We start from the raw sequence: 24,702 nt of genomic DNA, 5'->3' as shown, positions 1-24,702 counted from the left end.
GCAACAAAAGCCGCTCTTTCGAGAGCGGCTTTTTTTTGGGTAATTCCTACCCAAACCGGACCAAAATGGGTTGGATTTCGAGGGTAGGAGTTGCCTGCAGAAGCTTGCGCAACAAGGGTTTCAGGTCCTCGTCGGGGTGGTTGAACCGATAGCAGGTTTCAGCCAAGTAAAGATGGAAGAATTTGCTGGGCACGCCACGGTACGGATAGAGCCAGTTTTTGGCGTAGCTCCAGAAGCCCTCGATACCGTTGATGTGGTCCCGGCCAACCGGTTTGCCCTTCTCCTTGCGCACCACCACGTGGCCACCCCGTAAGCGCAAGGTGGCATAGGCCTGCCAGGCATCGGTGTAGTACAGCGAGCCCTCGCGGGTATGGGCCTGGATCTGCTCCATGATGGCCGCCTGGTCGTGCCGAGCAATCGGTGCAGCCTTCACTTCGCCATTGCGTTTGACGATGCCGAAGACCACCACCTTGCCAGACGCACCCCAACCCCGCTTGCCGTGCCGAGCCCCGCCGAATGTGGTTTCGTCGCATTCCAGCGTGCCGGTGAACGGCTCACGCAACTGCTCTTGTTGCGCCATGCAGGCGCGGATCAACCGATAAAAACGTTCTCGCGATTTGGAGCTGACCGACGTATCGAAACGCTGCCGATACACCGGCACACCCAGCACGAACAACTCCAGCAAACGCGTCTTCTCGCGGCTGCTCAGACGCACAGAGTCCCACACCGAGGTCCAGCTAAATCGCTTGCCGCAGGCGCGACACTTGAGTCGTCCATCGGACAGTCTGTAGGGCCGGCTTGCGGAACATTCAGGACAGCATTTCATCGTCGGACCAGGGTAACTCTGGTCCGGTTTGGGTGGGAATTACCTTTTTTTGTGGGCGACGCGGCGTCAGGTGCAGGCGGTGTTGGCAGCGTTGGCGATTTGCACGGCTTCCGGAATCGGCACCTTGGTTGCCATCGTGGCCTGACCCGATTCGAACATCAGCAGTTCGCCCGGCACGAATTGCGTCCAGACTTCGTTGTCGGTGAGCGGCGCGGTGGCGATAACGGCGACGCGGTCGGCAGGCGTGGTGTACTTGGCAAAGTCGATCGTCATGTCGGCGTCGATCAAATGCGCCGTCGAGAACGGCCACTGCCGCACGATGTAATACAGCCGCGTCGAGCAATGCGCGAACTGCGCCTGCCCGTTACACAGCAGGAAATTGAACACGCCGTAGCGGGTAATTTCCTTGGTGATGTCAGACAGCGCGTAGAACAGCTCGTTGAGCGGCGGCTGCGAACCCGGAAAGCGCTTGCGCAGCGCCTGCATGATGAAACAGAAGGCGAGTTCGCTGTCGGTATCGCCCACGGGCTGGTAGACGCCGGAGAGGAACGGCGAGAAGTTCTTCAGGTCGCCGTTGTGGGCAAAGATCCAGTGCCTGCCCCACAGCTCGCGCATAAAGGGGTGGCAGTTTTCCAGCCGCACCGTGCCCTGCGTCGCCTTGCGAATGTGCGAGATGACGTTCTTGGACTTGATCGGGTAGCGCTTGACCAGTTCCGCTACCGGCGAGGTACCGGCAGACTGGTTGTCGATGAACAGGCGGCATGCCTTGTCTTCGAAGAAGGCGACGCCGAAGCCGTCGGCATGGTGGTCGGTCACGCCACCGCGCGCGGCGAACCCCGTGAACGAGAACGTCACATCGGTCGGTTCAGCGCAGTTCATGCCCAGCAGCTGGCACATGGTGGGGAAAAAGTCGGATGCAATAAAATAATCATTATCCTGCCGGCCGCCGGGGGTGCCAAGCGCCTTCGTCTTCACCGCGCCGCACCTGGGGGCGGGCGTTGCGCACATGCTGCACGCAACCGCCTTCAGACTGCCTTAACCGGAAGCCATTCCCATGAAGCTTGACCGCACCGCCGCCCGCGCCCTCCTGCTGGAGAGCTATGCCGCCGCCGTGGACGCGGCCGATCCGCTAAAAATCGTCGCAAACTTCCTCCCGCCGCCGCATGCCGGCGGCAAAACCCTGGTGGTTGGCGCCGGAAAGGCGGCCGCGTCGATGGCGCTGGCTGTCGAGCAGGCCTATGCTGGCCGCGCACAGATCGAGGGCGTGGTCGTCACGCGCTATGCGCATGGGCTGCCGACCGAGCATATCCGCGTCATCGAGGCTGGGCACCCGGTGCCGGACGAGGCGGGCGAACAAGCCGCGCGGGAGATCCTGGATCGCGTTTGCGCGCTTACTGAAAACGACCGCCTCATCGTGCTGGTCTCGGGCGGCGGCTCCAGTCTGCTGTCCCTGCCCGCCGAGGGCATCCCGATGGTCGACCTGAAAGCCGTGACGCGCGAGCTGCTGCGCTGCGGTGCGCCCATCACCGACATGAACATCGTGCGCAAGCACCTGTCGCGCATTCAAGGCGGGAGGCTTGCCGCCGCATCACGCGCGCAGGTCACAACGCTGATTGTTTCCGACGTGGCCGGCGACGACCCGAGCGCCATCGCGAGCGGCCCGACCGTGCCAGATGCGAGCACTTATGCCGATGCGCTTGCCATTTTGAAACGCTGGGGCGCCCAGATGCCAGATACCGTGCGCGCACACCTGGAATGTGGAGCACGTGGCGAGATTGCCGAAACGCCCAAGCCGGGCGACGCCTGCTTTGCACGCGTGACCAATCACGTCATCGCCACTGCGCAACAGAGCCTCCAGGCCGGTGCGCGGGTATTTGCGGCGCGCGGTATCCACACGGCCATCCTTGGCGACACGGTGACTGGCGAGGCGCGCGAAGTCGCCCAGGTATACGGTGCGCTGGCGCGGCAGGTTCGCCAGCATGGCGCCCCGTTTGTGGCGCCGGTAGCACTCATCTCCGGCGGCGAATGCACGGTGACGATTCCGCCGGGCCTGACCGGCGGCCGCGGCGGGCGCTGCGCGGAGTTCCTGCTCTCGCTCGGCATCTCGCTCGAAGACATGGGCGATGTGTATGCGCTCGCTGCCGATACAGACGGCATCGACGGATCGGAGGACAATGCGGGTGCGCTGCTTGACCCTGACTCCATCGCCCGCGCCGCCGCTAAGGGCATCGCCGCCCGCGCCGCGCTCGACGCCCACGACGCCTACGGTTTCTTTGCCGCTGCCGATGACCTGATCGTCACCGGCCCGACGCGCACCAACGTCAACGACTACCGCGTCATCCTCATTCTCTGATTCACGTTTTTGCTGACCGTTTCTGCACGCACCATGACCGATACTCTTACGATCGTCCGCCCCGATGACTGGCACCTGCACCTGCGCGACGGCGATGCTCTCGCCGATGTGGTGTGCGACACCGCGCGCCAGTTCGGCCGGGCGATCATCATGCCCAACCTCAAGCCGCCGGTGACCACCACTGCACAGGCGCGCGCCTACCGCGAGCGTATTCTCGCCGCGTTGCCAGCCGGCACGCAGTTCGAGCCGCTGATGACGCTGTACCTGACTGATAACACCTCGCCCGACGTCATTCGCGAGGCCAAAGCCAGCGGCTTCGTGCACGGTGTCAAGCTGTACCCCGCCGGCGCCACCACCAACAGCGATGCCGGCGTCACCGACCTGCGCCGCTGCGCCAAGACGCTGGAAGCCATGCAGGAAGTCGGTATGCCGCTGCTCGTGCACGGCGAAGTGACCGACCCGACCGTCGACATCTTCGACCGCGAGGCCGTCTTCATCGACACGGTGATGCTGCCGCTGCGCCGCGACTTCCCCGCGCTGAAGGTCGTGTTCGAGCACATCACCACCAAGCATGCCGCCGAATACGTGCGCGATGCGGAAGGCCCGGTCGGCGCGACCATCACCGCGCATCATCTGTTGTACAACCGCAATGCGCTGTTTGTCGGCGGCATCCGCCCGCATTACTACTGCCTGCCGGTGCTCAAGCGCGAAACGCACCGCCTGGCGCTGGTGGCCGCGGCTACCTCGGGCCACCCTCGCTTCTTCCTCGGTACCGACAGCGCGCCGCATGCCAAGGGTGTGAAGGAACACGCCTGCGGTTGCGCCGGCTGCTACACCGCGTTGCACGCCATGGAGCTGTACGCCGAGGCCTTTGAAGACGCCAACGCGCTCGACAAGCTCGAAGGCTTCGCGAGCCTGCACGGGCCGGACTTCTACGGCCTGCCACGCAACGCCGGCACGCTCACGCTCACGCGCTCGCAATGGCAGCTTCCCGCCGAAGTCCCGTTCGGCGAGCAGACGCTGGTGCCGTTGCGCGGCGGCGAGATGCTGCGCTGGAAGTCCGTCTGATTTGGCGGTGGAATGTTTGGGTGCGGTCGACTGGAGCCATCCAGCGTTCGCACCGCTGGCAGCGGTCGGCGCCCCAATTGCACGCGCGATTGAGGGCGGCGCCGATCTTCGAGACGCCCTGAACGCGCATCCGGCTGCGCAGGCAATTCGCACCTCCGGCGGCCATACGCTGCGCTTCATCCCGCAAGATGCGCTACCGGCCGGCACGGCCTATGAAGCACACGTCGCCGCCACCGGCCGGGTGCCGACGCGGGACAATCTCCACGATTTCTTCAACGCACTGATCTGGCTGCATTGGCCGCTTGCCAAGGCAGCGCTCAATGCGCGCCAGGCGCGGGCGATTACGCGGGACGGAATTGGCGCGGCACGCGGCACCGTTCGCGATGCCGCCACGCTGTTCGACGAGAACGCCCTCATCTTCCTGCACACCAAAGACGCACCCGAGCGAAGCCTGTCCGGGTTCGATTGGCGTGGCTTGTTCGTCGAGGGCAGGGCAGCGTGGGGCACAACCTGCGCCGTTCTGCCGTTCGGCCATGCGCTGCTGGAAAAGTTGGTTGCGCCGTACAAGGCGATCACTGCACATGCGTGGCCGCTGCACGTGGCTGCGTTACCAGCGGATCGTGCTTCGCTCGATGGTGCGCTGGCAGAGATGCTCTTGCACGTCGATCTGGCGCCCGGCAACTTCCGTCCGTTGCCTGTCATGGGCATTCCGGGGTGGTGCGATGCCAATGAGGACGCCGGCTTCTATCTGGATACGACCGTCTTTCGCCCCGGCCGGCGGCGATTTTTGCCGGAACAGTGCTAGACTCGCGCCTCGCGAAGCGGACCAGACAACCGCTGCTTCCGCCGCCTCGTGCGAGTGGAAGGGGAGGAAAGTCCGGACTCCATAGAGCAGGGTGATGGCTAACGACCATCCACGGTGACGTGCGGAATAGGGCCACAGAGACGAGTCTTCGCCCCGGCTTCGGTCAGGGCGAAGGGTGAAACGCGGTAACCTCCACCCGGAGCAATCCCAAGTAAGCAGGCGATGAAGCGGCTCGCTGAGCCTGCGGGTAGGGAGCTTGAGCCGGCTGGCAACAGCCGGTCTAGAGGAATGGTTGTCACGCCGCTGGTTTCGGCCACGCGGCGCACAGAATCCGGCTTATCGGTCCGCTTCGCTTCTTATTCCGATGCCGTCGGCTGCGTGGCCAAGTCCACCAGTTCCAACGAGTGCGTGATCTCGGCCGTCTTGGCCAGCATGATCGACGCTGAGCAGTACTTCTCGTGCGAAAGCTGCACGGCGCGTTCGACCGTTTCCCGCTTCAGCTTGCGCCCCGTCACCGTGAAGGTGAAGTGGATGCGCGTGAAGACCTTCGGATCGGTCTCGGCGCGGTCGGCATGCAGCTTGACGCTGCAACCTTGCACGTCCTGGCGGCCTCGCTTGAGAATCAGCACCACGTCATAGGCGGTGCAGCCACCGGTGCCTAGCAAGACCATTTCCATCGGGCGCGGTGCAAGGTTGCGGCCGCCGCCGTCGGGTGCGCCATCCATCGTGACGAGATGGCCGCTGCCGGTTTCCGCCAAAAAGGCCATCCCATCCGGGCCAGTCCAGCTCACTGTGCAATCCATGTCCAATCCTTGTGCAGAGGGTCGACGATCGCCGACGAAAAGCCACATTGTAGTCATCGGTCCTCGCGCGCGTTGACACCTTAGGGTCAACGCGGCTTGACAGTGACACCCGTCCGAAAAGGTGCAACCCGACTTTCTTGCACCGAAATCGCGCGGAAATTCGAGGAATATCTCTAGCGGAAAGCAAGCGGTTGAGTACGGGAGGTGCGTAAGTAATTGATTTGAAAATGGATATCGTGATTTTTCGGTCCTTGACTTTCTTTCCGCATTACGAAATGAGATTTCGTAGTGCAAATTTCCTTGCGTGTGCCCCAGAAATGGGTATAATTTGCACCATTGGATCGGCTGATGCGGTGCAACCCACCAAGTCAACGATCAGCAGGTGTCTCCTCCACCCTCCTCCTTTGGTGGATTCAAACCCAAGCTTGATGGCTTGGGTTTTTTTTCGCTTGTAAAGCCCGCTCGCGCCTTTTCCCTTGTGTCAAGGAGTCTGTGCGGGGTACAATCGAAATCTTTTCCGGATTGCCCGCGGAAAAGAAATCCAGAGAGCCCGCACCAACAAGCGGGAAGGCGGGCCGGCGATGACCTCGCATGGGGTTGCGCAGGCGTCCGCAAGACGATCCGTTCGTGATCAGTTTGAACGCAAGTTCTCAGCGCGATACGGGTCCACTCGGGCACTGACTCAATATTTGGAAAAATCATGAAGACCTTTTCCGCAAAGCCCCATGAGGTGAAGCGCGATTGGTACGTGATTGACGCGACGGACAAGGTCCTCGGGCGTGTCGCCAGCGAAGTGGCACACCGACTGCGCGGCAAGCACAAGCCCGAATTCACTCCGCACGTCGATACCGGCGATTTCATCATCGTTATCAACGCAGCCAAGCTGCGTGTGACGGGCGCCAAGACGACCGACAAGAAGTACTATCGCCACTCGGGTTACCCGGGCGGTATCTACGAAACGACGTTTGGCAAGATGCAGCAGCGTTTCCCGGGCCGCGCCCTGGAGAAGGCTGTGAAGGGCATGCTGCCGAAGGGTCCGCTGGGCTACGCGATGATCAAGAAGCTGAAGGTTTACGCCGAAGGCTCGCATCCGCACGAAGCTCAGCAGCCGAAAGCGCTGGAAATCTAAGGGGCCTAATCCATGATCGGAAACTGGAACTATGGCACCGGCCGCCGCAAGAGCGCTGTGGCACGTGTCTTCATCAAGTCCGGCAAGGGCGACATCATCGTCAACGGCAAGGCCATCAACGAGTACTTCGCTCGTGAAACCTCGCTGATGATCGTGCGTCAGCCGCTGGAACTGACCAACCACGCAGCTACGTTCGACATCAAGGTGAACGTGGTCGGCGGCGGTGAAACCGGCCAAGCCGGTGCGGTGCGTCACGGCATCACCCGTGCCCTGATCGATTACGATGCAACGCTCAAGCCCGCCCTGTCGAAGGCCGGTCTGGTGACGCGCGATGCACGTGAAGTCGAGCGTAAGAAGGTTGGTCTGCGCAAGGCCCGCCGCGCCAAGCAGTTCTCGAAGCGTTAATTCGTTTCCTGCTGCTTCAGCAAAAAGCCACACCCTTGGGTGTGGTTTTTTGTTTTGAGGGTTCGAACCAAACGATGTGATGTCTTCAGCGCCTCGCTTACCCTTTGCAACAGCTCCGACATGTCTGCGAGACTACAATTCACATTTCGTTAGCGTTCGGTCCGTATGATGCAATCCACTGTTTCTCCTAATCCGATTCTGATTCGCCACGCGGATCAGGAGGCGGGCGCATGAAGGCGCGTCGCTTGTTGCGTCGTGCTTCCCTGCTTGCCCCGAACGTCACCGTACGTTCGCGCCTGCCTTGGCCGGTCACGGTGTTGTTGATTGCGGTGGTATTTGGGCTTGCGGCAGCTGCCGCGCTGTGGGCGTTTGAAGAAGGGCGCCGTCTGACGGGCCCGCACGACGCCGATTTGCGTGCTATGAATCGTGAGTTGACTGCCAAGTTGGCCGCCGTACAGGCCGAGCGAGACAAGCTTTCCGCATCGGCCGGCACGGTGGATGCCCGTCTCGGGATTGCCGAAGGTGCACAGGCGCAGATGGCCGAGCAACTCAAGGCGCTGGAAACCGAGAACGCACAGCTGAAAGAGGACTTGGCCTTCTTTGACAGTTTGTTGCCCGCACCTACCAATTCCGCCGGTATCTACGTGCGCAGCTTCCGCATCGCACCGGACGAGGCACAGCCGACACGCATGCGGTTCCGTGTTCTGCTGATGCAAGGCGGCGGCAAAGCCTTTGCACCGGTCTCCGAATTCGAGGGGCAACTGGCGCTCACGCTGAACGTGGTGCAGGGTGGCAAAGCTGCTACGATCGATTTCCCGGGCACGGCGGCCAGCGGATCACCCGTTACCAGCGCCCGCGTCAAGCTCACGCACTACCAGCGCCTCGAGGGCTGGGTGGACGTGCCCCCCGGCACCACGGTGCAATCGGTGATGGTGAAAGTGATGCAGAACGGCAAGATCAAAGCGAGCCAGAGTTTTTCCATCTGACGGGCGTTGTCCTGTCGAGGATCCGTACACAGAGGAGTCGACGATGCTGTTTGGCAAGAAGAAAGGGCTGGCGATCGAAACGCTACTGGGCGCCCGCACCAAGCTGGAGGGGGATCTGCGCTTCTCAGGCGGTCTGCGGATCGACGGCGAGATTAAGGGCAACATTTACGGCGATCCCGACAAGCCCAGCATGCTGGTGATTACCGATAGCGCACGCGTCGAGGGCGAGGTGCATGTCGGGCATCTGATCCTGAACGGCACCGTGGTTGGCCCGGTGCATGTGGCGGAGCTGCTGGAGTTGCAGCCGAAGGCACGCATTGAGGGCAATGTGCAATATGCGGCGTTGGAAATGCACCAGGGCGCGGTCGTCATGGGCACGCTGACGCACGCGGCACCTGGCGATGTGAAGTTGCTGCCCAATCTGAAGCTGGCGTCCAATCAGGATTGATCACATCGCGCGCTGGCCGTTGCTGCCGCACCGCACAATGCCCACTTGAAACGCAAGGCTTCGGCACGATTTGCACCTTGCGCTTAAAATACAAGCAAGTTTCAGACGTTCCCACAGGAGATTTTCATGAACGCAGTCGCGCAGGCAGCCACGCCCGATGTGAACGAGGTTCCGGCTCCGCTGGTCTTTACCGACAGCGCTGCGGACAAGGTCAAGCAACTGATTGAAGAAGAAGGCAACCCGGAGTTGAAGCTGCGCGTGTTCGTGCAAGGCGGCGGGTGCTCGGGCTTCCAGTACGGCTTCACCTTTGACGAAGAGACCAACGAAGACGATACGACCATGACCAAGAATGGCGTGTCGCTCTTGATCGACTCGATGAGCTACCAATACCTGGTGGGCGCCGAGATCGACTATAAGGAAGACATCAACGGCGCGCAGTTCGTCATCAAGAACCCGAATGCTTCGACCACGTGTGGTTGCGGCTCGTCGTTCTCGGTCTGACGCCGCATCGATGTCAAAGAAAAAGCGCACTTCGGTGCGCTTTTTTGTTGCCTGCAAATTGTGCGCTCAAGCGGGGTAGATCGCGCCGAGGATGCGACCGCCCGATGCGCCGGTCGCGGTGTGCAGATTGCCGTGGGCACGGAGCACGCACTGGCGCGCGAGCCATGCGAAAGCGAGGGCCTCCACCTGATGCGCGGGCACGCCGAAGTCATCTGTCGGGGCGACTCGCACGGCCGGCAATTGCTGCGCGATACGTGCCATGAGTGCGCCATTGCGGGCACCGCCGCCGCAGACCAGCACTGACGCGGCCTGCGGCGCATGGGCACGTACGGCATCAGTGATGGTGTCAGCGGTGAGGGCGAGCAGCGTGGCTTGAACATCTTCGGGGCGAGCCGTGTTCAGCGCATCGCCGAGGGTTTGTTGCAGCCACGCAGGGTTGAACAGGTCGCGGCCGGTGCTCTTGGGCGGCGGCGCGGCAAAGAACGGCTCGGCCTTCAAACGAGCGAGTCGGGCTTCGTCGACGCGTCCAGTGCGAGCCCAGACGCCGTCGGCGTCGTAGCGGGTATCGCGGTGCGTGTGGACCCAGTAGTCCATCAACGCGTTGCCGGGGCCACAGTCGAAGCCGAGTACAGCGTCGCGCGCGTCGGAGGCCTGCGGCGGCAAGACGGTGAGGTTGGCGATGCCCCCGATGTTGCAGACCACACGCCATGCATCAGGCAGGCCGAACAGCGCGCGATGCAGCGCCGGGACGAGCGGCGCCCCTTGGCCTCCGGCGGCGATGTCGCGGCTGCGGAAATCGGCAATGACGTCGATGCCAGTGCGTTCAGCCAACACCGCCGGGTGCTGGGTTTGGCGCGTGTAACCGATGCCATCGTGCGTGCCGGGCTGATGGCGAATCGTCTGCCCATGGGCGCCGATGGCCTGCACGTCGCGCGCTGCCAGACCGGCGGCAGCAAGCAGCTGGGCAACGCAGTCGGCGTAGGCCATGGCCAGGGCATTGGCGGCCAGCGCCTCGCGATGGATCTCGTCGTGGCCGGCGTGTTGCAGGTCTAGAAAGCGCTGGCGCAGTTCGGGCGAGAAGGGCATGTAGGCGTCGGCGAGGACGGCCGGGTGTTCGCCGGAAAAGTCCGCCAGCACGCCATCGACGCCGTCCAGGCTGGTGCCCGACATCAAGCCGATGTAGCGGTCGCTGGGGAGTGCGGTGTGGTTGGGATAGCTCATGCGCGACAGCTTACCAGCGCAATGGCGGGCCAAATGGACACATCACGGTAAAATCCCCGGATTGCGCGGCCGGCACGGTTCAATCGATGTCGGTCATCGCGCACGCACCGTTTCCCTGATTGTTGATCCGTTCGCGCCGTTTTCCAATGTGCGGCGCGGTGACCTTTCTTTTTGCCATGACTGCACCTGACACTTCCGCCGCTTCCGATAACGCCACGCCGGCCAAACCCAAGTACCCGGTGACCCCGGAGGTGGCGCACGCGATGGAAGTGTCGCTGCGCGGCTGCGACGAACTGTTGATTGCTGCCGAGTGGGAGCAGAAGCTGGCCAAGAGCGCTGCGACCGGCGTGCCGCTGCGCATCAAGCTGGGCCTGGATCCGACGGCGCCTGATATCCACATCGGCCACACCGTGGTGCTCAATAAGATGCGTCAGTTGCAGGACCTGGGGCACCAAGTGATCTTCCTGATCGGCGATTTCACCTCGACGATCGGTGACCCGTCCGGCCGCAATGCCACGCGCCCGCCGCTCACGCGCGAGCAGATCGAGACCAACGCGCAGACTTATTACCGTCAGGCCAGCATGGTGCTGGATCCGAGCAAGACTGAAATTCGCTACAACAGCGAATGGTGCGACCCGCTGGGCGCGCGCGGCATCATCCAGCTTGCCGCCAAGTACACCGTCGCCCGCATGATGGAACGCGACGATTTCACCAAGCGCTACAAGGCCGGCGTGCCGATTTCGGTGCACGAATTCCTCTACCCGCTGATGCAGGGCTACGACTCGGTCGCGCTCAAATCCGACCTGGAGCTGGGCGGCACCGATCAGAAATTCAACCTGCTGGTCGGCCGCGAATTGCAGAAGGAATACGGCCAGGAGCCGCAGTGCATTTTGACGATGCCGTTGCTGGTTGGCCTGGACGGCGTGGAGAAGATGTCCAAGTCCAAGGGCAACTACGTTGGTATCAGCGAGGCGCCGAACGAGATGTTCGGCAAGCTGATGAGCATTTCCGACGACCTGATGTGGACGTACTACACGCTGCTGTCGTTCCGCCCGCTGGCCGAGATCGATTTGATGAAGCAAGAGATTGCGCTGGGCCGCAACCCGCGCGATTGCAAGGTGCTGCTGGCGCAGGAGATCGTTGCCCGCTTCCACAGTCAGGCCGATGCCGAACGCGCGCTCGAAGATTTCAACCACCGCGCGCGCGGTGGTGTGCCGGACGATATTCCGCAGATCGAGCTGGCAGGCGCGCCGCTGGGCATTGCGCAGCTGCTCAAGCAGGCTGGCCTTTGCCCGTCCACCTCAGATGCCAACCGCAATATCGAGCAGGGCGGTGTGAAGATCGACGGCACCGTCGTCAGCGACAAGGGCCTGAAGGTGGAAGCCGGCACCTTCGTGATGCAGGTCGGCAAGCGTCGCTTTGCGCGCGTGGTGTTGAAGTGATTGGACTGATCCAGCGTGTGTCTGAAGCGGCTGTCCGTGTGGACGGCCGCGTCGTCGGCGAGATTGGCCCCGGGCTGCTGGCGCTTGTCTGTGCCGAACGCGGTGACACCGCCGCCGAGGCCGATCGTCTGCTGGAGAAGCTGCTCAACTACCGCGTGTTCTCCGACGCGCAGGGCAAGATGAACCTGCCCGTGCGCAACATCGACGGCAACGGGCAGGCAGGTGGCTTGCTGGTGGTATCGCAGTTCACGCTGGCGGCTGACACCAAGTCTGGCACGCGGCCGAGCTTCACGCCCGCTGCTGCGCCGGAAGATGGCCGCCGCCTGTACGAACACTTCGTGGCGCGCGCCCGTGCACAGCACCCCATCGTGGCGACCGGCGAGTTTGGCGCCGACATGAAGGTGTCGCTAGTCAACGATGGCCCGGTCACATTCTGGCTTCAGGTGGCGCCGCAAGCCGCTGCGTCTGTTGCCAAGACTGCCACGCCGGAAGCGGCCAAATCTGTCTGATTCGATCGGGAACCCTGTGATGCCACGCGCCGCCGCCATCCCCCTGCCGATGCCGCAGATCACGCACATCGTGCTGATCCGCCACGGCGAGACCGACTGGAACCGTGAACGCCGCCTGCAAGGCCAGCTCGACGTACCGCTGAACATGCAAGGGCTCGAGCAAGCGGCGCAGTTGGGCAAGGCACTCGCGCGCGAGCAGTTCGATGCGGTCTATGCGAGCGATCTGTCGCGGGCCAAGCAGACGGCGCAGGCCCTGGCAGATGAAGTGGGTGTGACCGTGCGCGACGACGCCGGTTTGCGCGAGCGCTGCTACGGCGAGTTTGAAGGCCTGACCTACGCTGAAGTCGCCGCACAGCATCCAGCAGACTTTGATGCCTGGCAAAATCGTGTGCCCGAATTTGCCCCGCCCGGCGGCGAGACCCTCACTGAATTCCACGAACGTGCGGTCGAGACTGCGCTTCGCCTGATCCGTCGCCACCCCGGCGAGCGCATCGCGCTGGTCAGCCATGGCGGCGTACTCGATTGCCTGTATCGCCAGGCCAACGCCATGACGCTCACCGAGCCGCGCCAGCATGAGCTGCGCAACGCGAGCATCAACCGGCTCTCATCCGACGGCCATCAACTGACCGTACTGCAATGGGGGGATGTCGCGCACCTGGATTTGCTGGTGCTCGACGAGGTGGACCGCCGCGTCCCTTAAACCTTCAGCCGGAACGGCGTGAAGTTCGTATCGCGGTCGTAGTAATCCTCATTTTCGGTGCGCTTGAGGAAGGCGACGACGCGGTAGGTGAGCGGCGTTGCGACAATCTCCCAGCCGGTCTTGAGGATGTATTGCGCGATGGCCACGCGCAGCACCTGTTCGTGCGGCCAGATGCCGTAGAAGGCGATCACGTAGAACAGCGAAGAGTCGACCGCCTCGCCCACCACCGTGGACCCGACAATGCGCGTCCACAGCCATTTTCCTTCCGTAGCGATCTTCATCTTCGCCAACGTGTAGCTGTTGGCAAAGCTGCCACACCAGAACGCAATCAGTGACCCGGCGACGATGCGGGGTGTGTTGCCGAACACGTCGTTCAGGCTCTTCTGGTAGTCCGCCATGAATGGCGCTACCGGTAGCGCCAGCACGACCAGCGACATGAACGACGCGAAGATCAGTGCGGCAAAGCCCGCCCACACCACGCGCCGGTCGCGCCCGTAGCCGTACACCTCGGTAAGGATGTCGCCAAAGATGTACGAGATCGGGAAGAACAGCACACCAGCGCCAAACGTGACCGGCCCGATGATCGGCAGTGTGACCTGCGCCGCCTTGGCCGCGCCGATCAGGTTCGAGCACAGCAGCACCGTGACAAAGGCTGCCATGACGAAGTCGTAGTAGCGGAACGTGCGGTTCGGGTGGTGCGGGGCGGCGGACATGTCGGGGCGGGCGGCGCTGGTGGAAGCTTATTGATTGTCGTCCCAGAGCTCTCGCACCGGCCCGCTCTTGGGGGCACCCAGCCCGAAGTGCTGGTATGCCGAGGCTGTTGCCACGCGTCCGCGTGGCGTGCGCTGCAGGTAGCCTTGCTGGATCAGATAGGGCTCGAGCACGTCTTCAATCGTGTCGCGCTCCTCGCCGATGGCGGCCGCCAGGTTGTCGATACCGACCGGGCCGCCGTTGAACTTGTGCAGGATCGCTTCGAGCAGCTTGCGATCCATCAGGTCGAAGCCGACTGCATCCACATCGAGCATCGCCAGCGCGGCATCGGCGACTTCTCGTGTGATGATGCCGTCGGCCTTGACCTCGGCATAATCGCGCACGCGGCGCAGCAGGCGGTTGGCGATACGCGGGGTGCCGCGTGAGCGTTTGGCGATTTCCAGCGCGCCCTCGTCGACGATGTGGGCGTTTAGCAGGCCCGACGAGCGCATGACGATCTTCGCCAGCTCGGCGGGCGTATAAAACTCCAGCCGGGCAACGATACCGAAACGGTCGCGCAGCGGATTGGTCAGCATGCCGGCGCGGGTGGTGGCGCCCACCAGCGTGAACGGCTGCAGATCGAGCTTGACCGAGCGCGCCGCCGGGCCCTCGCCGATCATGATGTCGATCTGGTAGTCCTCCAGCGCCGGGTACAGGATTTCTTCCACCACGGGCGAGAGCCGGTGAATCTCGTCGATGAAGAGGACGTCGTTGGCTTCGAGGTTTGTGAGCAGCGCGGCCAGGTCGCCCGGGCGCTCCAGGACGGGGCCCGAGGTCTGGCGCAGGTTGACGCCCATCTCGCGCGCGATGATGTGCGCCAGCGTCGTCTTGCCGAGACCCGGCGGGCCGAACAGCAGCACGTGGTCCAGCGCTTCGCTGCGGTTCTTGGCCGCGGTCATGAAGATGTCGAGCTGGCCGCGCACCTTTTCCTGGCCGACGTATTCGTCGAGCAGCTTGGGGCGCAGTGCGCGCTCGAACGCCTCCTCGTTGGGGGAGGCGGGGGAGGCTGAGATGATGCGCTCAGCAGAGACAGCCTTGGCGGCGAGCTTGTCGGTTTCGATCATGACGGGCAGACGGCGCCGGGAAGGCGCGAGCAGGCCATTCTACCGTCTCGCCGCGCCCGGAGCGTCAGCCTTTGGACAGCGCCTTGAGCGCCAGCTTGATGCCTTCGGAGACACCCGTGCCGGCCGGCACTTGCTTGATGGCCAGTGCCGCTTCCTTGTCGGAATAGCCCAGGGCGAGCAGGGCATTGAGCACGTCGACCGCGTCGTCCGACACAGCTGGGCCGCCCGGCACTGCGCCCAGGTCGGCGCCAAGTTTGCCCTTGAGTTCAAGCAGCAGCCGCTCGGCCGTCTTCTTGCCAATGCCCGGAATGCGCGTCAGCCGCCCGGCTTCCTGCAGCGTCACGGCTTGCGCGAGTTCGGCCACCGACATGCCCGACAACACCGCCAGCGCGATGCGGGCGCCGATGCCCGAAATCTTGATGAGCTGGCGGAAGGTTTCGCGCTCGGCGGCGGTGCCGAAACCGTAGAGCAGGTGCGCATCCTCGCGCACGATCTGCTGCGTGAGCAGGACGACCTTTTCGCCGGTGGCGGGCAGGTTATAGAACGTGCTCATCGGCACGTCGATCTCATAGCCGACGCCGTGGCAATCGACCAGCAGGTGCGGCGGGTTCTTTTCGATCAGCGTCCCGGCGATGCGTCCGATCATGGGTGGGGTTCCTCCTCCAAAACGGGACGCAGTGTAGCCCAAACCTACTGCGCGGCCCGATCCAGGCTCGGCCGCTCGCTACGGTTGTGATGCGCGAAGACTAGCGTTTGAAGGTCGACACGGCTTGCCGCCCAACGGCAGGATCGTCGGTGAAGAAGCCGTCAACGCCCGCGCGCAAGAATGCCTGAATCTCCGTAATCGAGCCGTTGACGTTGCGTGTGTTGTCCGCACCGCTGCGCAGCGACGGCGGCAAAAAGGTGTTCTCTGGTCGGAACGTGTACGGATGGACGAGCAGCCCGGCGTTGTGCGCGTTGCGGATCAGGTCCGTCGGGTCGGTCAGCTTGCCGTTCGCGTCGAGGCCCATGATGCTGCCCTTGTCCGGGCCGACGCCATTGGCGTATGCGGCAATGTCGCGCATGCCCTGGCTCGTCATCATGTCGCCGAAGGTGCGGCTGTCTTTGGCGACCACAAAGTCGTAGGGCTGTCGTCCGGATGTGCCCATCAGCTGCACGAGCTTCCAGTTTGGCTGGCTGCTGCCGATCTTGTTGCGGATGGCCTTGAGGTTGGCGACTTCGAACGACTGGATGTAGACCGTCGTGCGGCTGGCCGTGAAGGCGTCGCGGCGCAGGCCGTCGATCAGCCTGTCTTCGAGCGGCAGACCGATCGACTGGAAGTACGTCGGATGTTTCGTCTCCGGATAGATGCCGATGTTGCGGCCGAGCCTGGCGGATTGGTCACGCGCCAGCGCGATGATCTCGTCGAGTGTGGGGATGTCGAACTGATCGTTGTAAGCGACGTTGTCGGGGCGGATGTTCGGGATGCGTTCGCGTGCGCGCAGCGTTTTCAATTCACCCAGCGTGAAGTCTTCGGTAAACCAGCCCGTGACGCTCTGGCCATCGATCGTCTTGGTGGTCTTGCGGCCGGCAAACGTGGCGACGTCGGCCACATTGGTCGTGCCAGAGATTTCGTTCTCGTGGCGCGCAACCAGCACGCCGTCTTTGGTGGAGACGAGATCCGGCTCGATGATGTCCGCGCCGTCGTCGATGGCCTTCTGGTACGAGGCCAGCGTGTGCTCAGGCCGCAACGCAGGCGCACCGCGGTGGCCGATCACCTGGACGGTGGCGATGGGTGTGGTGTTGCCACCGCCGTTGCCGCCACCGTGGTTGTATTCCAGCCGGCAGGCGGACAAGGCCAGCGAGGCAATCAAGACGAACGGGCTCAGCAGGACGAGACGGCGCAGCATCGGGGGCTCCTGAAGACGGGTACCCCGCATGGTAGTCGCCGCGTGTGGGTGCAGCTACCCGCCGTCTTTAAGAATCCTGTCAGCCGACGAGGCGCCCGCGCCGCACGCGCAAGCCCTTTTGCGCAAGCTGCGGCGCCAGCCCGGCCATGGCAGCCAGCGTCTCGCCGCCGTGCGCATGGCAGATCGCCACGCCCAGCGCGTCAGATGCATCCGCCCCGGGTTTGCCCTCGAGGTTGAGCAAGCGCACGACCATTTCCTGCACCTGATCCTTGTTGGCGCGGCCGTAGCCAACCACGGCCTGCTTCAATTGCAGCGCCGTGTATTCGAATACGGGCAGGTCGCCGCTCATCAGGCCGCAGATCACCGCGCCGCGGGCCTGGCCCAGCAGCAGGGTCGATTGAGGGTTGACGTTGACGAACACCTTTTCGATGGAAGCGCAGTCCGGCCGGTATGTGCTCACCAGTTCAGAGACGCCGTCGTACAGCGTCTTCAGGCGACTGGGCAGGTCGGCATTGCCGTTGCTCTTGATCGTGCCCGAGGCCACGTAGACGAGCTTGTGGCCGTGCCGTTCGAGCACGCCGAAACCCGTGGTGCGAAGGCCGGGGTCGATGCCGAGGATGCGCATGAAATGGAGCTGAGCAGAAAAGAAAAACGGGGCAGGCGCCAGTCTACGCCTTGCCCCGCTGATCGGTCGATCGACCGTGCCGTTTAGTGGCGGAAGTGGCGAGTGCCAGTGAAGATCATCGCCACGTTGCGCTCGTCCGCAGCGGCGATCACTTCATCGTCGCGCACCGAGCCGCCCGGCTGGATCACGCACGAGGCGCCCGCATCGACCACCACATCCAGACCGTCGCGGAACGGGAAGAACGCATCGGACGCCACGGCCGAACCGGCCAGCGTCAGGCCCGCGTTCTGCGCCTTGATGCTGGCGATGCGTGCGGAGTCCACACGACTCATCTGGCCGGCGCCCACGCCCAGCGTCATGCCGCCGCCGCAGAACACGATGGCGTTCGACTTGACGAACTTGGCCACGCGCCAGGCAAACATCAGGTCGTCCATTTCCTTCGGCGTCGGGTGGCGCTTGGTGACAACGCGCAGCTCGCTCGGCTGCACGTTCTTGGCATCCGGGCTCTGCACCAGAAGGCCGCCGCCAACGCGCTTGAAGTCGTACGCGTTCACGCCCTTTCCCAGCGGAATCTCCAGCACACGCACGTTCTGCTTGCCTGCGAACACGGCACGTGCGCCTTCCGAGAAGCCCGGGGCGATCAGCACTTCGACGAACTGCTTGGCGACGATGTGCGCCGCGGCTTCATCCAGCGGCACGTTGAAGGCGATGATGCCGCCGAAGGCCGAGGTCGAGTCGGTCTTGAAGGCCTTCTCATACGCCTCTTGCGCGGTGCCGCCGATGGCCACGCCGCACGGGTTGGCGTGCTTGATGATCACGCATGCCGCGCCCTTGGCCGGGTCGAACGACTTCACGCATTCCCACGCGGCGTCGGCGTCGGCGATGTTGTTGTACGACAGCTCCTTGCCCTGCAGCTGCTTGTAGGCTGCCAGCGCGCCGTCCGTGGCCTTGAGGTCGCGGTAGAAAGCGGCGGATTGGTGCGGGTTCTCGCCGTAGCGCATTTCCTGCACCTTCTCGAAGGCCAGGTTCAGCGTTTGCGGATAGGCGCTGCGCGTGCTGTGCGACTTGTCGGCGCCGAGGCTCGTCAGGTAGTTCGTGATGGCGCCGTCGTACTGCGCGGTGTGCGCGAACACCTTCTTCGCCAGCATGAAGTTGGTTTCGTAGCCGACCGTGTTGTTGTTGGCCTGCATTTCGGCCAGCACGGTGGCGTAGTCGGCCGGGTCAACGATGACCGTCACGTCGCGATGGTTCTTGGCCGCCGAGCGCAGCATGGTCGGGCCGCCGATGTCGATGTTCTCGATGGCGTCGGCCAGAGTGCATTCGTCCTTGGCGACCGTCTGCTGGAACGGGTACAGGTTCACCACCAGCAGGTCGATGGTGGGGATGCCGTGCTCGGACAGCGCGGCCATGTGCTCGGGCAGGTCGCGGCGGGCCAGGATGCCGCCGTGCACCTTCGGGTGCAGCGTCTTGACGCGGCCGTCGAGCATTTCCGGAAAGCCGGTGTAGTCCGCCACTTCCGTCACGGGCAGGCCGGACTCGGCGAGCAGCTTGGCGGTGCCGCCGGTGGAGAGGAGCTTGACGCCGCGCTCGTGCAGGGCACGGGCAAAGTCGACGATGCCGGTCTTGTCGGAAACGGAAAGCAGGGCTTGCTGGATCATGGTGGAAACGCCGGTGGGCGGGTGTGGCGCTGGGTTTGCCGAACTGGCAGGAGGCGCCGTCAGAAAGGAAATCGGTTCAAAGGCCGGCCTGCGACCTCAGATGAGGCCGTGCTGCTGCAACTTCTTGCGCAGCGTGTTTCGGTTGATGCCGAGGTAGTCGGCCGCCTGCGACTGGTTGTTGGAAGCCCATCCCATCACGGTTTCCAGGAGCGGCCGTTCAATGGCCTGCAGCACCATGTCGTAGACATTGGACGGGTTCTCGCCGTCCAGGTCACGGTAATACGCATCCAGGCTGTCGCGGATGCAACGTTCGATCGGGTTGCGGCTCATGCGGCAAGCAGTTCCTTGTTGTTGTCGTTGTTGCCCGTCGTGGGGTGGTCGCCACCGGTGGCCTGGTCTTCGTAGACCAGACGGTCGGACAGCGCACGCTGCTCGTCGAAGAACGCGTTGACGGCGGCCAGCTGGGCCGCGGTGTCCTCGATGGTGTTCATGCGGTGGCGGAACAGGTTGGCCCCCGCCAACCCGCGCGTGTACCAGGCGATGTGCTTGCGTGCGGTGCGCACGCCGGTGTATTCGCCATAGAACGCGTAGTGCTCTTCCAGATGCGCATTCATGATGCCGCGAATCTCTTCCACTTCCGGCGCCGGCAGCAGCGTGCCGGTCTGCAGGAAATGCTCGATCTCGCGGAACAGCCACGGGCGCCCCTGCGCCGCGCGGCCGATCATGATGGCGTCCGCTCCGGTCACGGCCAGCACGTGCTTGGCCTTGGCCGGCGTGGTGATATCGCCGTTGGCGACCACCGGAATGCGCACCGACGTCTTGACCGCGGCGATGGTGTCGTATTCAGCATCACCGTGATACAGATCGGCGCGCGTGCGGCCGTGCACGGTCAGCATGCTGATACCGGCATCCTCCGCAATGCGCGCCACGCTCAATGCGTTGCGGTGTTCGCGGTCCCACCCGGTGCGGATCTTCAGCGTCACAGGCACGCGATCGCCGACTGCGCCGACCACGGCCTCGACAATGCGCTGGACCAGCGGCTCGTTCTGCAGCAGGGCAGAACCGGCGGCCACGTTGCACACCTTCTTGGCCGGGCAGCCCATGTTGATATCGATGATCTGCGCGCCGCGATCGACGTTGTAGCGCGCGGCTTCGGCCATCATCATCGGCTCGGCGCCGGCAATCTGCACGGCGATCGGCTCGACCTCGCCCGTGTGGTTGGCGCGCCGCATCGTCTTCTCGCTTTTCCACAGCTGCGCGTTGGACGCGACCATTTCCGACACCGCATAGCCCGCGCCCAGCCGTTTGCACAGCTGACGGAACGGGCGGTCCGTCACGCCCGCCATGGGGGCGACGAACAGGTTGTTGCGGAGGATATGCGGTCCGATCTGCAAGGCTGGCGAGGAGAAGCGGCTGAAAGAAACGAAAAATCACCCCTTCCGCCCAGCGTCGGATGACGATCGGGCGGAGCGACGGGAGTGAAAAATGCGAGGACGAGATTTTACCGCCAAACCGCCGGATTGCCTAAATGTTGTGCACAAACTATGCGGCAGTGCGGTCGGCGGCCGGGTTCTTGCCGTGGCTGGCGCTAGCGGAACCGTTGCAGCCCGTAGGCGCGTGCGTCGATGAAGGGCCGGCGCTCGCTGACCAGATCGGCGATGAGTCGGGCGGTGCCCGGCGCGCCCGTCATGCCCAAATGGCCGTGCCCGAACGCGAAAAACACGTTGCGGTGGCGCTCCGAGCGGTCGATCACGGGCAGGCTGTCGGGTAGAGAGGGCCGATGGCCCATCCACTGGCTGTCATCCGAGAATCTGAGGCCCGGAAAGAGCTGCTGGCCCTGTTGCATAAGGATGCGCGCGCGGCGGTAATCGGGTGACGCGTCCAGTCCGCCGATTTCCACGGTGCCGGCAATGCGCAAGCCGCCTTCCATGGGTGTGGCGATGAACTTGCGCTCGCAATCCATGATCGGCCGCGAGGGCTGCACGCTGGGCGCGCGCAGCGTGGCGTGATAGCCGCGTTCGGTGTCGAGCGGAATGCGGATGCTGGTGAGCTTCGCGCCCAGCCGTATCGACCACGCGCCCGCGCACAGCACCAGTTTCGACACGGGCAGCGTGCCGCAATCGGTGTGCAGCCTCGTTGGGCCGCCGTAGCCACTTCTGCCGAACTCCACGTCCAGCACCTTGCGGCGCAGGAAGGTGCCGCCCGCCGCCATGAAGTTGGCTGCAAGCGTCTTGACCAGCCGTTCCGGGTTCACCGTGAAGCCGTTGTCGGGCAGCAGCAGACCGGATTGGATGTCGGCGGCCAGCACCGGCTCCAGTTCGCGCGCTTCACCAGCGCTCAGGGCTTGCGAGCGTACGCCGGTGGCATCGCGAATGGCTTGCGCCAGCACATCGCCCGACGAGCGCGCCAGTGTGCGCCACACATACAGATGGCCGCTCTGACGGATCAGGCCGTCATATTGCGCGGCGTCGAGCAGGTCGCGATAACCGGGGAAGGTCGCGCTGAAAAGACTCGCCAGCGGCTGCGCCGTCGCACGGGCCTGCGCCTCATTGCCTGCGAGCACCCATTGCAGCAGCCAGGGCAACGCGCGCGGCAGATAGGGCCAACGCACCGTCAGCGGACCCATCGGATCGGCCAGCCACTTGGGCACCTGCTTGAGCATGCCGGGCAGCGCCATCGGCACGACCGATGCCACGCTCAGGCAGCCGGCGTTGCCGAATGAGCAGCCTTCGCCAATGCCGGTCTGATCGAGCAGCGTGACCTGATGGCCTTCCCGTTGCAGTTGTAGCGCGCACGCCGTGCCGACAATGCCGGCGCCTACCACCGTGATCTGCTGGCGATTGCCAGCAGCGCTGACCTCGGGAGTTGCCACGCGTTAGCCCCGCTGCCCGAACATCATCTGCCTGGCCAGCCCGTGCTTGAGCGGCGGCAGACATTCCAGCAGCGTCAGCGCCGCGCCGCGCAGGTGGCCAAAGGGCCGGCCCGGCACGGCAAACGCGCGCGGCAGCAAATCGGTCAGGCCGATGGTGACGGCGCGGTCAAACGCGCGTTCGCGGGCGAAACGGGCGAGGGCGGCTGCCGTTGCCCCATCCCGAAGCGCGCGTGCCATTTCGAATGCATCGCGCAGGCCGAGGTTGAAGCCCTGGCCCGCCACGGGGTGGATCGTCTGCGCGGCGTTGCCGATCGCGGCGACACGGCGGTCGACCGGAATGCGGTGGGCATGCAGCCCGAGCGCGAACGTATGTCGCGGGCTGGCGTGCGTGAACCGGCCCATGCGCTCGCCAAAGGCAGCGCCCAGTTCAGCCAGGAAGGCGTCGTCGGGCAACGTTGCGCGTCGGCGTGCTTCGTCGGGCGCGCAGCACCAGACGAGCGCATAGCCGGGACCTTGCGCGTCATCCTGCGGTAGCAATGCGAGTGGGCCTTCGGGTGTGAAGCGCTCCCACGCCCAGCCTTCCAGCGGCGCGCTGCAGCCCACGTGCGCGACGATGGCGGTCTGGCCGTAATCGCGGCGCCGCGCGTGGCCGATACCGCCTTGCTGCTTGCGTGCGTCGTCGAACAAGCCGCCTTCGGCCTGGATGACAACTTCCGTTTCGATGGCCAGCGGATGACGCCCTTCGCGCAGCGCGCGCACGCGGGCCGGCGCGACGGTGCCGTCAGCACGTGGCAGTTGCTCGACGCGCTCCACGGGCGTGTGGTCGTAGCGGGTGAGGCGATTCGGGTAGCGCGCCATCTGCGTGGCAAGTGCGGCGTTGAGCGCGGCGCTCAGGTCGCCGTATTGCACGACGTGGCCGAGCGCGGGGACATCGTAGTCTTCACGGCAGATATGCGCCTGCCCGAAGTGACCGCGCTGCGAGACATGGATGTGCGTGATCGGCGTGGCGCGCGTGGGCCAGCCGCCAATCTCCTGCAGCAGCACGCGCGAGCCATGCGAGAGCGCCAGCGAGCGCGGGTCTCGCGCGGCGGCTTCAGCATCGCGCGCATCGAACAGGGCGATGCGCCAGTCGGTGTCGCGCAGCAGCCAGTTCGCCAGCGCCAGCCCGACAGGCCCCGCGCCGACGATGGCGACGTCGCAGTCCGGCGCCGCGCTGTTCGCTGTGATGCTGTCGGTCATGCCTGGCTCCGCATCACCAGTTCGATTTCGTCCGGGGCCACGGGCACGTCGCGCGTGATGATTTCGCAGCCTTCGGGCGTGACGATGGCGTCGTCTTCAATGCGGATACCGATGTGCCAATATTTTTCCGGCACGCCGGGCGCGGGGCGCACGTAGATGCCGGGTTCGACGGTCAGCACCATGCCGGCTTCCAGCGGGCGCCACGGGCGTTCGCCTTCGGCCGGTGCGGCGGTGCCGGGCGTGCGGTATTCGCCCACGTCGTGCACGTCCATGCCGAGCCAGTGGCCTGTGCGGTGCATATAGAACTGGCGGTATTGGCCGCCGGCGATCACGTCATCGAGGGTGCCGACCTTGTTGGCGTCGAGCAGGCCGGTGTCGAGCATGCCTTGCGCCAGCACACGTGTGGCAGCGTCGTGGGGCACGTTATACGGCACGCCAGGGCGCGTTTCGGCAAGGGCGGCTTCCTGCGCGGCCACCACAAGCGCATACAGTTCGCGTTGCGGGCCGGTAAAGCGGCCATTGACGGGAAACGTGCGGGTGATGTCCGACGCGTAGCCGTCCAGCTCGCAACCGGCATCGATCAGGCACAGATCGCCGTCGCGCAGTTCGGCGTTGCCGGCGCGGTAGTGCAACACGCACGCGTTGGGGCCAGTGGCAACGATGGAGTTGTAGGCGACGCTTTGCGCACCATGGCGGCGGAATTCGTACAGCAGCTCGGCTTCGAGATGGTATTCACGCAGGCCTGCACGTGACGCCTGCATGGCGCGCACATGCGCTTCCGCAGAGATTCGCCCGGCGCGGCGCATGATGTCGAGTTCGCTTGCGTCCTTGAACAGCCGCATCTCATCGAGGATTGCGCGCACGTCCAGCGCCTGGTGCGGCGCCGACACCCCGGCGCGGCCCTGCATGCGCACCGCGTCGAGCCAGCGGCGCATGCGGCGGTCGAACGTGCCGCTTTCAGCCAGCGGATATGCCACGGCGGCAGCGTTGGCGAGCAGCTTGGGCAGCGTCGCGTCGATTTCTTCCACCGAATGCGCCTCATCCAGGCCGAAAGCTTCCTTCGCGGCTTCGGGGCCGAAGCGGAAGCCGTCCCAGATTTCGTGCTCTTCATGCTTCGGGCGACAGAACAGCACGCTGCGCGCGGGCGCGCTGGCTGCGGGGACCACGATGGCGAGCACCGCTTCGGGCTCGGTAAAGCCGGTCAGGTAATAGAAGTAGCTGTCGTGCCGGTAGGGATAGTCGCTGTCGCGGTTGCGCATCGCTTCGGGCGCGGTCGGCACGATGGCGACCCCGCCCCCCGCCGCGCGCAGCCACTGCACGACGCGCTCGCGGCGCTGGCGATAGGTCTGGAGGAAAGCGAGTTCGGTGGCGGACATGGCGTGTTTTCCAGCGGCAGAAAGGATGCGTCG

Annotated in this window: 27 protein-coding genes and 1 other RNA gene; 13 read left to right on the top strand and 15 right to left on the bottom strand. The window is 64.3% G+C overall.

The annotated features are described in order from the left end of the window. Window positions 1–46: 46 nt before the first annotated feature. On the bottom strand, window positions 47–670 hold the full coding sequence (locus ACEN9T_RS22345; protein WP_413707088.1) for an IS1595 family transposase: 624 nt from the start codon (window positions 668–670) through the stop codon (window positions 47–49). A gap of 222 nt (window positions 671–892) precedes the next feature. Further along, complete coding sequence (locus tag ACEN9T_RS22340) at window positions 893–1,723, bottom strand: class II glutamine amidotransferase (protein ID WP_024976643.1); 831 nt, start codon at window positions 1,721–1,723, stop codon at window positions 893–895. Between the two features lie 157 nt (window positions 1,724–1,880). On the opposite strand from ACEN9T_RS22340, the gene ACEN9T_RS22335 reads away from it, so the two are divergent. The 4 genes from ACEN9T_RS22335 to rnpB all read left to right on the top strand — a co-directional run bounded on the left by ACEN9T_RS22335 (window position 1,881) and on the right by rnpB (window position 5,407). Further along, window positions 1,881–3,179, top strand: coding sequence for a glycerate kinase (locus ACEN9T_RS22335; protein ID WP_413707087.1), 1,299 nt, complete (start codon window positions 1,881–1,883; stop codon window positions 3,177–3,179). Between the two features lie 33 nt (window positions 3,180–3,212). After that, window positions 3,213–4,247: a dihydroorotase gene (gene pyrC / locus ACEN9T_RS22330; protein ID WP_092973271.1), complete on the top strand. Its 1,035-nt coding sequence runs from the start codon at window positions 3,213–3,215 to the stop codon at window positions 4,245–4,247. A gap of 7 nt (window positions 4,248–4,254) precedes the next feature. After that, window positions 4,255–5,052 carry a DUF3025 domain-containing protein gene (locus ACEN9T_RS22325; RefSeq protein WP_413707086.1) on the top strand — a complete coding sequence of 266 codons (798 nt, stop codon included), beginning with the start codon at window positions 4,255–4,257 and terminating at the stop codon, window positions 5,050–5,052. Between the two features lie 13 nt (window positions 5,053–5,065). Then, an RNA gene (gene rnpB, locus ACEN9T_RS22320) (RNase P RNA component class A) lies at window positions 5,066–5,407 on the top strand. 1 nt (window position 5,408) lies between these two features. Here the strand turns inward: rnpB and ACEN9T_RS22315 are convergent. Further along, window positions 5,409–5,855: an OsmC family protein gene (locus ACEN9T_RS22315; protein ID WP_092973268.1), complete on the bottom strand. Its 447-nt coding sequence runs from the start codon at window positions 5,853–5,855 to the stop codon at window positions 5,409–5,411. 700 nt (window positions 5,856–6,555) lie between these two features. On the opposite strand from ACEN9T_RS22315, the gene rplM reads away from it, so the two are divergent. The 5 genes from rplM (at window position 6,556) to erpA (ending at window position 9,324) form a co-directional block, all read left to right on the top strand. Beyond that, window positions 6,556–6,984 carry a 50S ribosomal protein L13 gene (rplM, locus tag ACEN9T_RS22310; protein ID WP_009239122.1) on the top strand — a complete coding sequence of 143 codons (429 nt, stop codon included), beginning with the start codon at window positions 6,556–6,558 and terminating at the stop codon, window positions 6,982–6,984. A 12-nt stretch (window positions 6,985–6,996) separates the two neighbouring features. Beyond that, on the top strand, window positions 6,997–7,389 hold the full coding sequence (gene rpsI, locus ACEN9T_RS22305; RefSeq protein WP_004633190.1) for a 30S ribosomal protein S9: 393 nt from the start codon (window positions 6,997–6,999) through the stop codon (window positions 7,387–7,389). A 230-nt stretch (window positions 7,390–7,619) separates the two neighbouring features. Next, a complete protein-coding gene (locus tag ACEN9T_RS22300; RefSeq protein ID WP_413707085.1) occupies window positions 7,620–8,375 on the top strand; it encodes a DUF6776 family protein in 756 nt (251 codons plus the stop codon). Between the two features lie 43 nt (window positions 8,376–8,418). Further along, window positions 8,419–8,823: a bactofilin family protein gene (locus tag ACEN9T_RS22295; RefSeq protein WP_012761179.1), complete on the top strand. Its 405-nt coding sequence runs from the start codon at window positions 8,419–8,421 to the stop codon at window positions 8,821–8,823. Window positions 8,824–8,949: 126 nt separating this feature from the next. Continuing rightward, window positions 8,950–9,324, top strand: a complete 375-nt coding sequence (gene erpA, locus ACEN9T_RS22290; protein WP_004633183.1) for an iron-sulfur cluster insertion protein ErpA — start codon at window positions 8,950–8,952, stop codon at window positions 9,322–9,324. 66 nt (window positions 9,325–9,390) lie between these two features. Here the strand turns inward: erpA and ACEN9T_RS22285 are convergent, their stop codons facing one another. Next, on the bottom strand, window positions 9,391–10,545 hold the full coding sequence (locus ACEN9T_RS22285) for an anhydro-N-acetylmuramic acid kinase (RefSeq protein ID WP_413707084.1): 1,155 nt from the start codon (window positions 10,543–10,545) through the stop codon (window positions 9,391–9,393). Between ACEN9T_RS22285 and ACEN9T_RS22280 the strand changes: the two genes are divergently transcribed. From ACEN9T_RS22280 to ACEN9T_RS22265, 4 genes are read left to right on the top strand one after another with little or no spacing between them, the layout of a single operon-like run. Beyond that, window positions 10,544–10,735: a hypothetical protein gene (locus ACEN9T_RS22280; protein ID WP_175537156.1), complete on the top strand. Its 192-nt coding sequence runs from the start codon at window positions 10,544–10,546 to the stop codon at window positions 10,733–10,735. The genes ACEN9T_RS22285 and ACEN9T_RS22280 overlap by 2 nt on opposite strands. After that, window positions 10,722–11,987, top strand: coding sequence for a tyrosine--tRNA ligase (gene tyrS / locus ACEN9T_RS22275; RefSeq protein ID WP_092973758.1), 1,266 nt, complete (start codon window positions 10,722–10,724; stop codon window positions 11,985–11,987). The genes ACEN9T_RS22280 and tyrS overlap by 14 nt, the downstream gene beginning before the upstream one ends. After that, window positions 11,984–12,496 (top strand): D-aminoacyl-tRNA deacylase, encoded by a 513-nt coding sequence (dtd, locus tag ACEN9T_RS22270; protein WP_092973260.1) that lies wholly within the window; start codon window positions 11,984–11,986, stop codon window positions 12,494–12,496. Before tyrS ends, dtd begins: the two co-directional genes overlap by 4 nt. A gap of 19 nt (window positions 12,497–12,515) precedes the next feature. Next, window positions 12,516–13,196 (top strand): histidine phosphatase family protein, encoded by a 681-nt coding sequence (locus ACEN9T_RS22265; RefSeq protein ID WP_092973258.1) that lies wholly within the window; start codon window positions 12,516–12,518, stop codon window positions 13,194–13,196. Here the strand turns inward: ACEN9T_RS22265 and ACEN9T_RS22260 are convergent. The 11 genes from ACEN9T_RS22260 to ACEN9T_RS22210 form a co-directional block, all read right to left on the bottom strand. Then, window positions 13,193–13,909 carry a queuosine precursor transporter gene (locus ACEN9T_RS22260; protein ID WP_092973256.1) on the bottom strand — a complete coding sequence of 239 codons (717 nt, stop codon included), beginning with the start codon at window positions 13,907–13,909 and terminating at the stop codon, window positions 13,193–13,195. The two genes, ACEN9T_RS22265 and ACEN9T_RS22260, sit on opposite strands and share 4 nt — an antisense overlap. Window positions 13,910–13,936: 27 nt before the next feature. Then, window positions 13,937–15,010: a Holliday junction branch migration DNA helicase RuvB gene (ruvB, locus tag ACEN9T_RS22255; RefSeq protein WP_092973254.1), complete on the bottom strand. Its 1,074-nt coding sequence runs from the start codon at window positions 15,008–15,010 to the stop codon at window positions 13,937–13,939. 64 nt (window positions 15,011–15,074) lie between these two features. Then, window positions 15,075–15,656 carry a Holliday junction branch migration protein RuvA gene (gene ruvA, locus ACEN9T_RS22250; protein WP_012761185.1) on the bottom strand — a complete coding sequence of 194 codons (582 nt, stop codon included), beginning with the start codon at window positions 15,654–15,656 and terminating at the stop codon, window positions 15,075–15,077. A 100-nt stretch (window positions 15,657–15,756) separates the two neighbouring features. Next, window positions 15,757–16,899, bottom strand: coding sequence for a glycerophosphodiester phosphodiesterase (locus tag ACEN9T_RS22245; protein WP_413707083.1), 1,143 nt, complete (start codon window positions 16,897–16,899; stop codon window positions 15,757–15,759). A 79-nt stretch (window positions 16,900–16,978) separates the two neighbouring features. After that, entirely contained in the window at window positions 16,979–17,524 is a 546-nt protein-coding gene (gene ruvC / locus ACEN9T_RS22240) for a crossover junction endodeoxyribonuclease RuvC (protein ID WP_092973250.1), read from the bottom strand. Between the two features lie 83 nt (window positions 17,525–17,607). Continuing rightward, complete coding sequence (gene purH, locus ACEN9T_RS22235; RefSeq protein WP_413707082.1) at window positions 17,608–19,182, bottom strand: bifunctional phosphoribosylaminoimidazolecarboxamide formyltransferase/IMP cyclohydrolase; 1,575 nt, start codon at window positions 19,180–19,182, stop codon at window positions 17,608–17,610. 96 nt (window positions 19,183–19,278) lie between these two features. After that, window positions 19,279–19,512 (bottom strand): Fis family transcriptional regulator, encoded by a 234-nt coding sequence (locus ACEN9T_RS22230; RefSeq protein WP_024976627.1) that lies wholly within the window; start codon window positions 19,510–19,512, stop codon window positions 19,279–19,281. Next, a complete protein-coding gene (dusB, locus tag ACEN9T_RS22225; protein WP_413707081.1) occupies window positions 19,509–20,576 on the bottom strand; it encodes a tRNA dihydrouridine synthase DusB in 1,068 nt (355 codons plus the stop codon). The genes ACEN9T_RS22230 and dusB overlap by 4 nt, the downstream gene beginning before the upstream one ends. A gap of 194 nt (window positions 20,577–20,770) precedes the next feature. Then, window positions 20,771–22,054: an NAD(P)/FAD-dependent oxidoreductase gene (locus ACEN9T_RS22220; RefSeq protein ID WP_413707080.1), complete on the bottom strand. Its 1,284-nt coding sequence runs from the start codon at window positions 22,052–22,054 to the stop codon at window positions 20,771–20,773. A gap of 3 nt (window positions 22,055–22,057) precedes the next feature. Then, window positions 22,058–23,293, bottom strand: a complete 1,236-nt coding sequence (locus tag ACEN9T_RS22215; protein WP_413707079.1) for a UbiH/UbiF/VisC/COQ6 family ubiquinone biosynthesis hydroxylase — start codon at window positions 23,291–23,293, stop codon at window positions 22,058–22,060. After that, entirely contained in the window at window positions 23,290–24,669 is a 1,380-nt protein-coding gene (locus ACEN9T_RS22210; RefSeq protein WP_413707078.1) for an aminopeptidase P N-terminal domain-containing protein, read from the bottom strand. The genes ACEN9T_RS22215 and ACEN9T_RS22210 overlap by 4 nt, the downstream gene beginning before the upstream one ends. Window positions 24,670–24,702: the final 33 nt, after the last annotated feature.

The organism is Ralstonia sp. Ralssp110, from assembly GCF_047325135.1.
GTDB classification, from domain to species: domain Bacteria; phylum Pseudomonadota; class Gammaproteobacteria; order Burkholderiales; family Burkholderiaceae; genus Ralstonia; species Ralstonia mojiangensis.
Note: the sequence above shows the minus strand (reverse complement) of the source record. Positions and strands in the feature narration are given on the sequence as shown.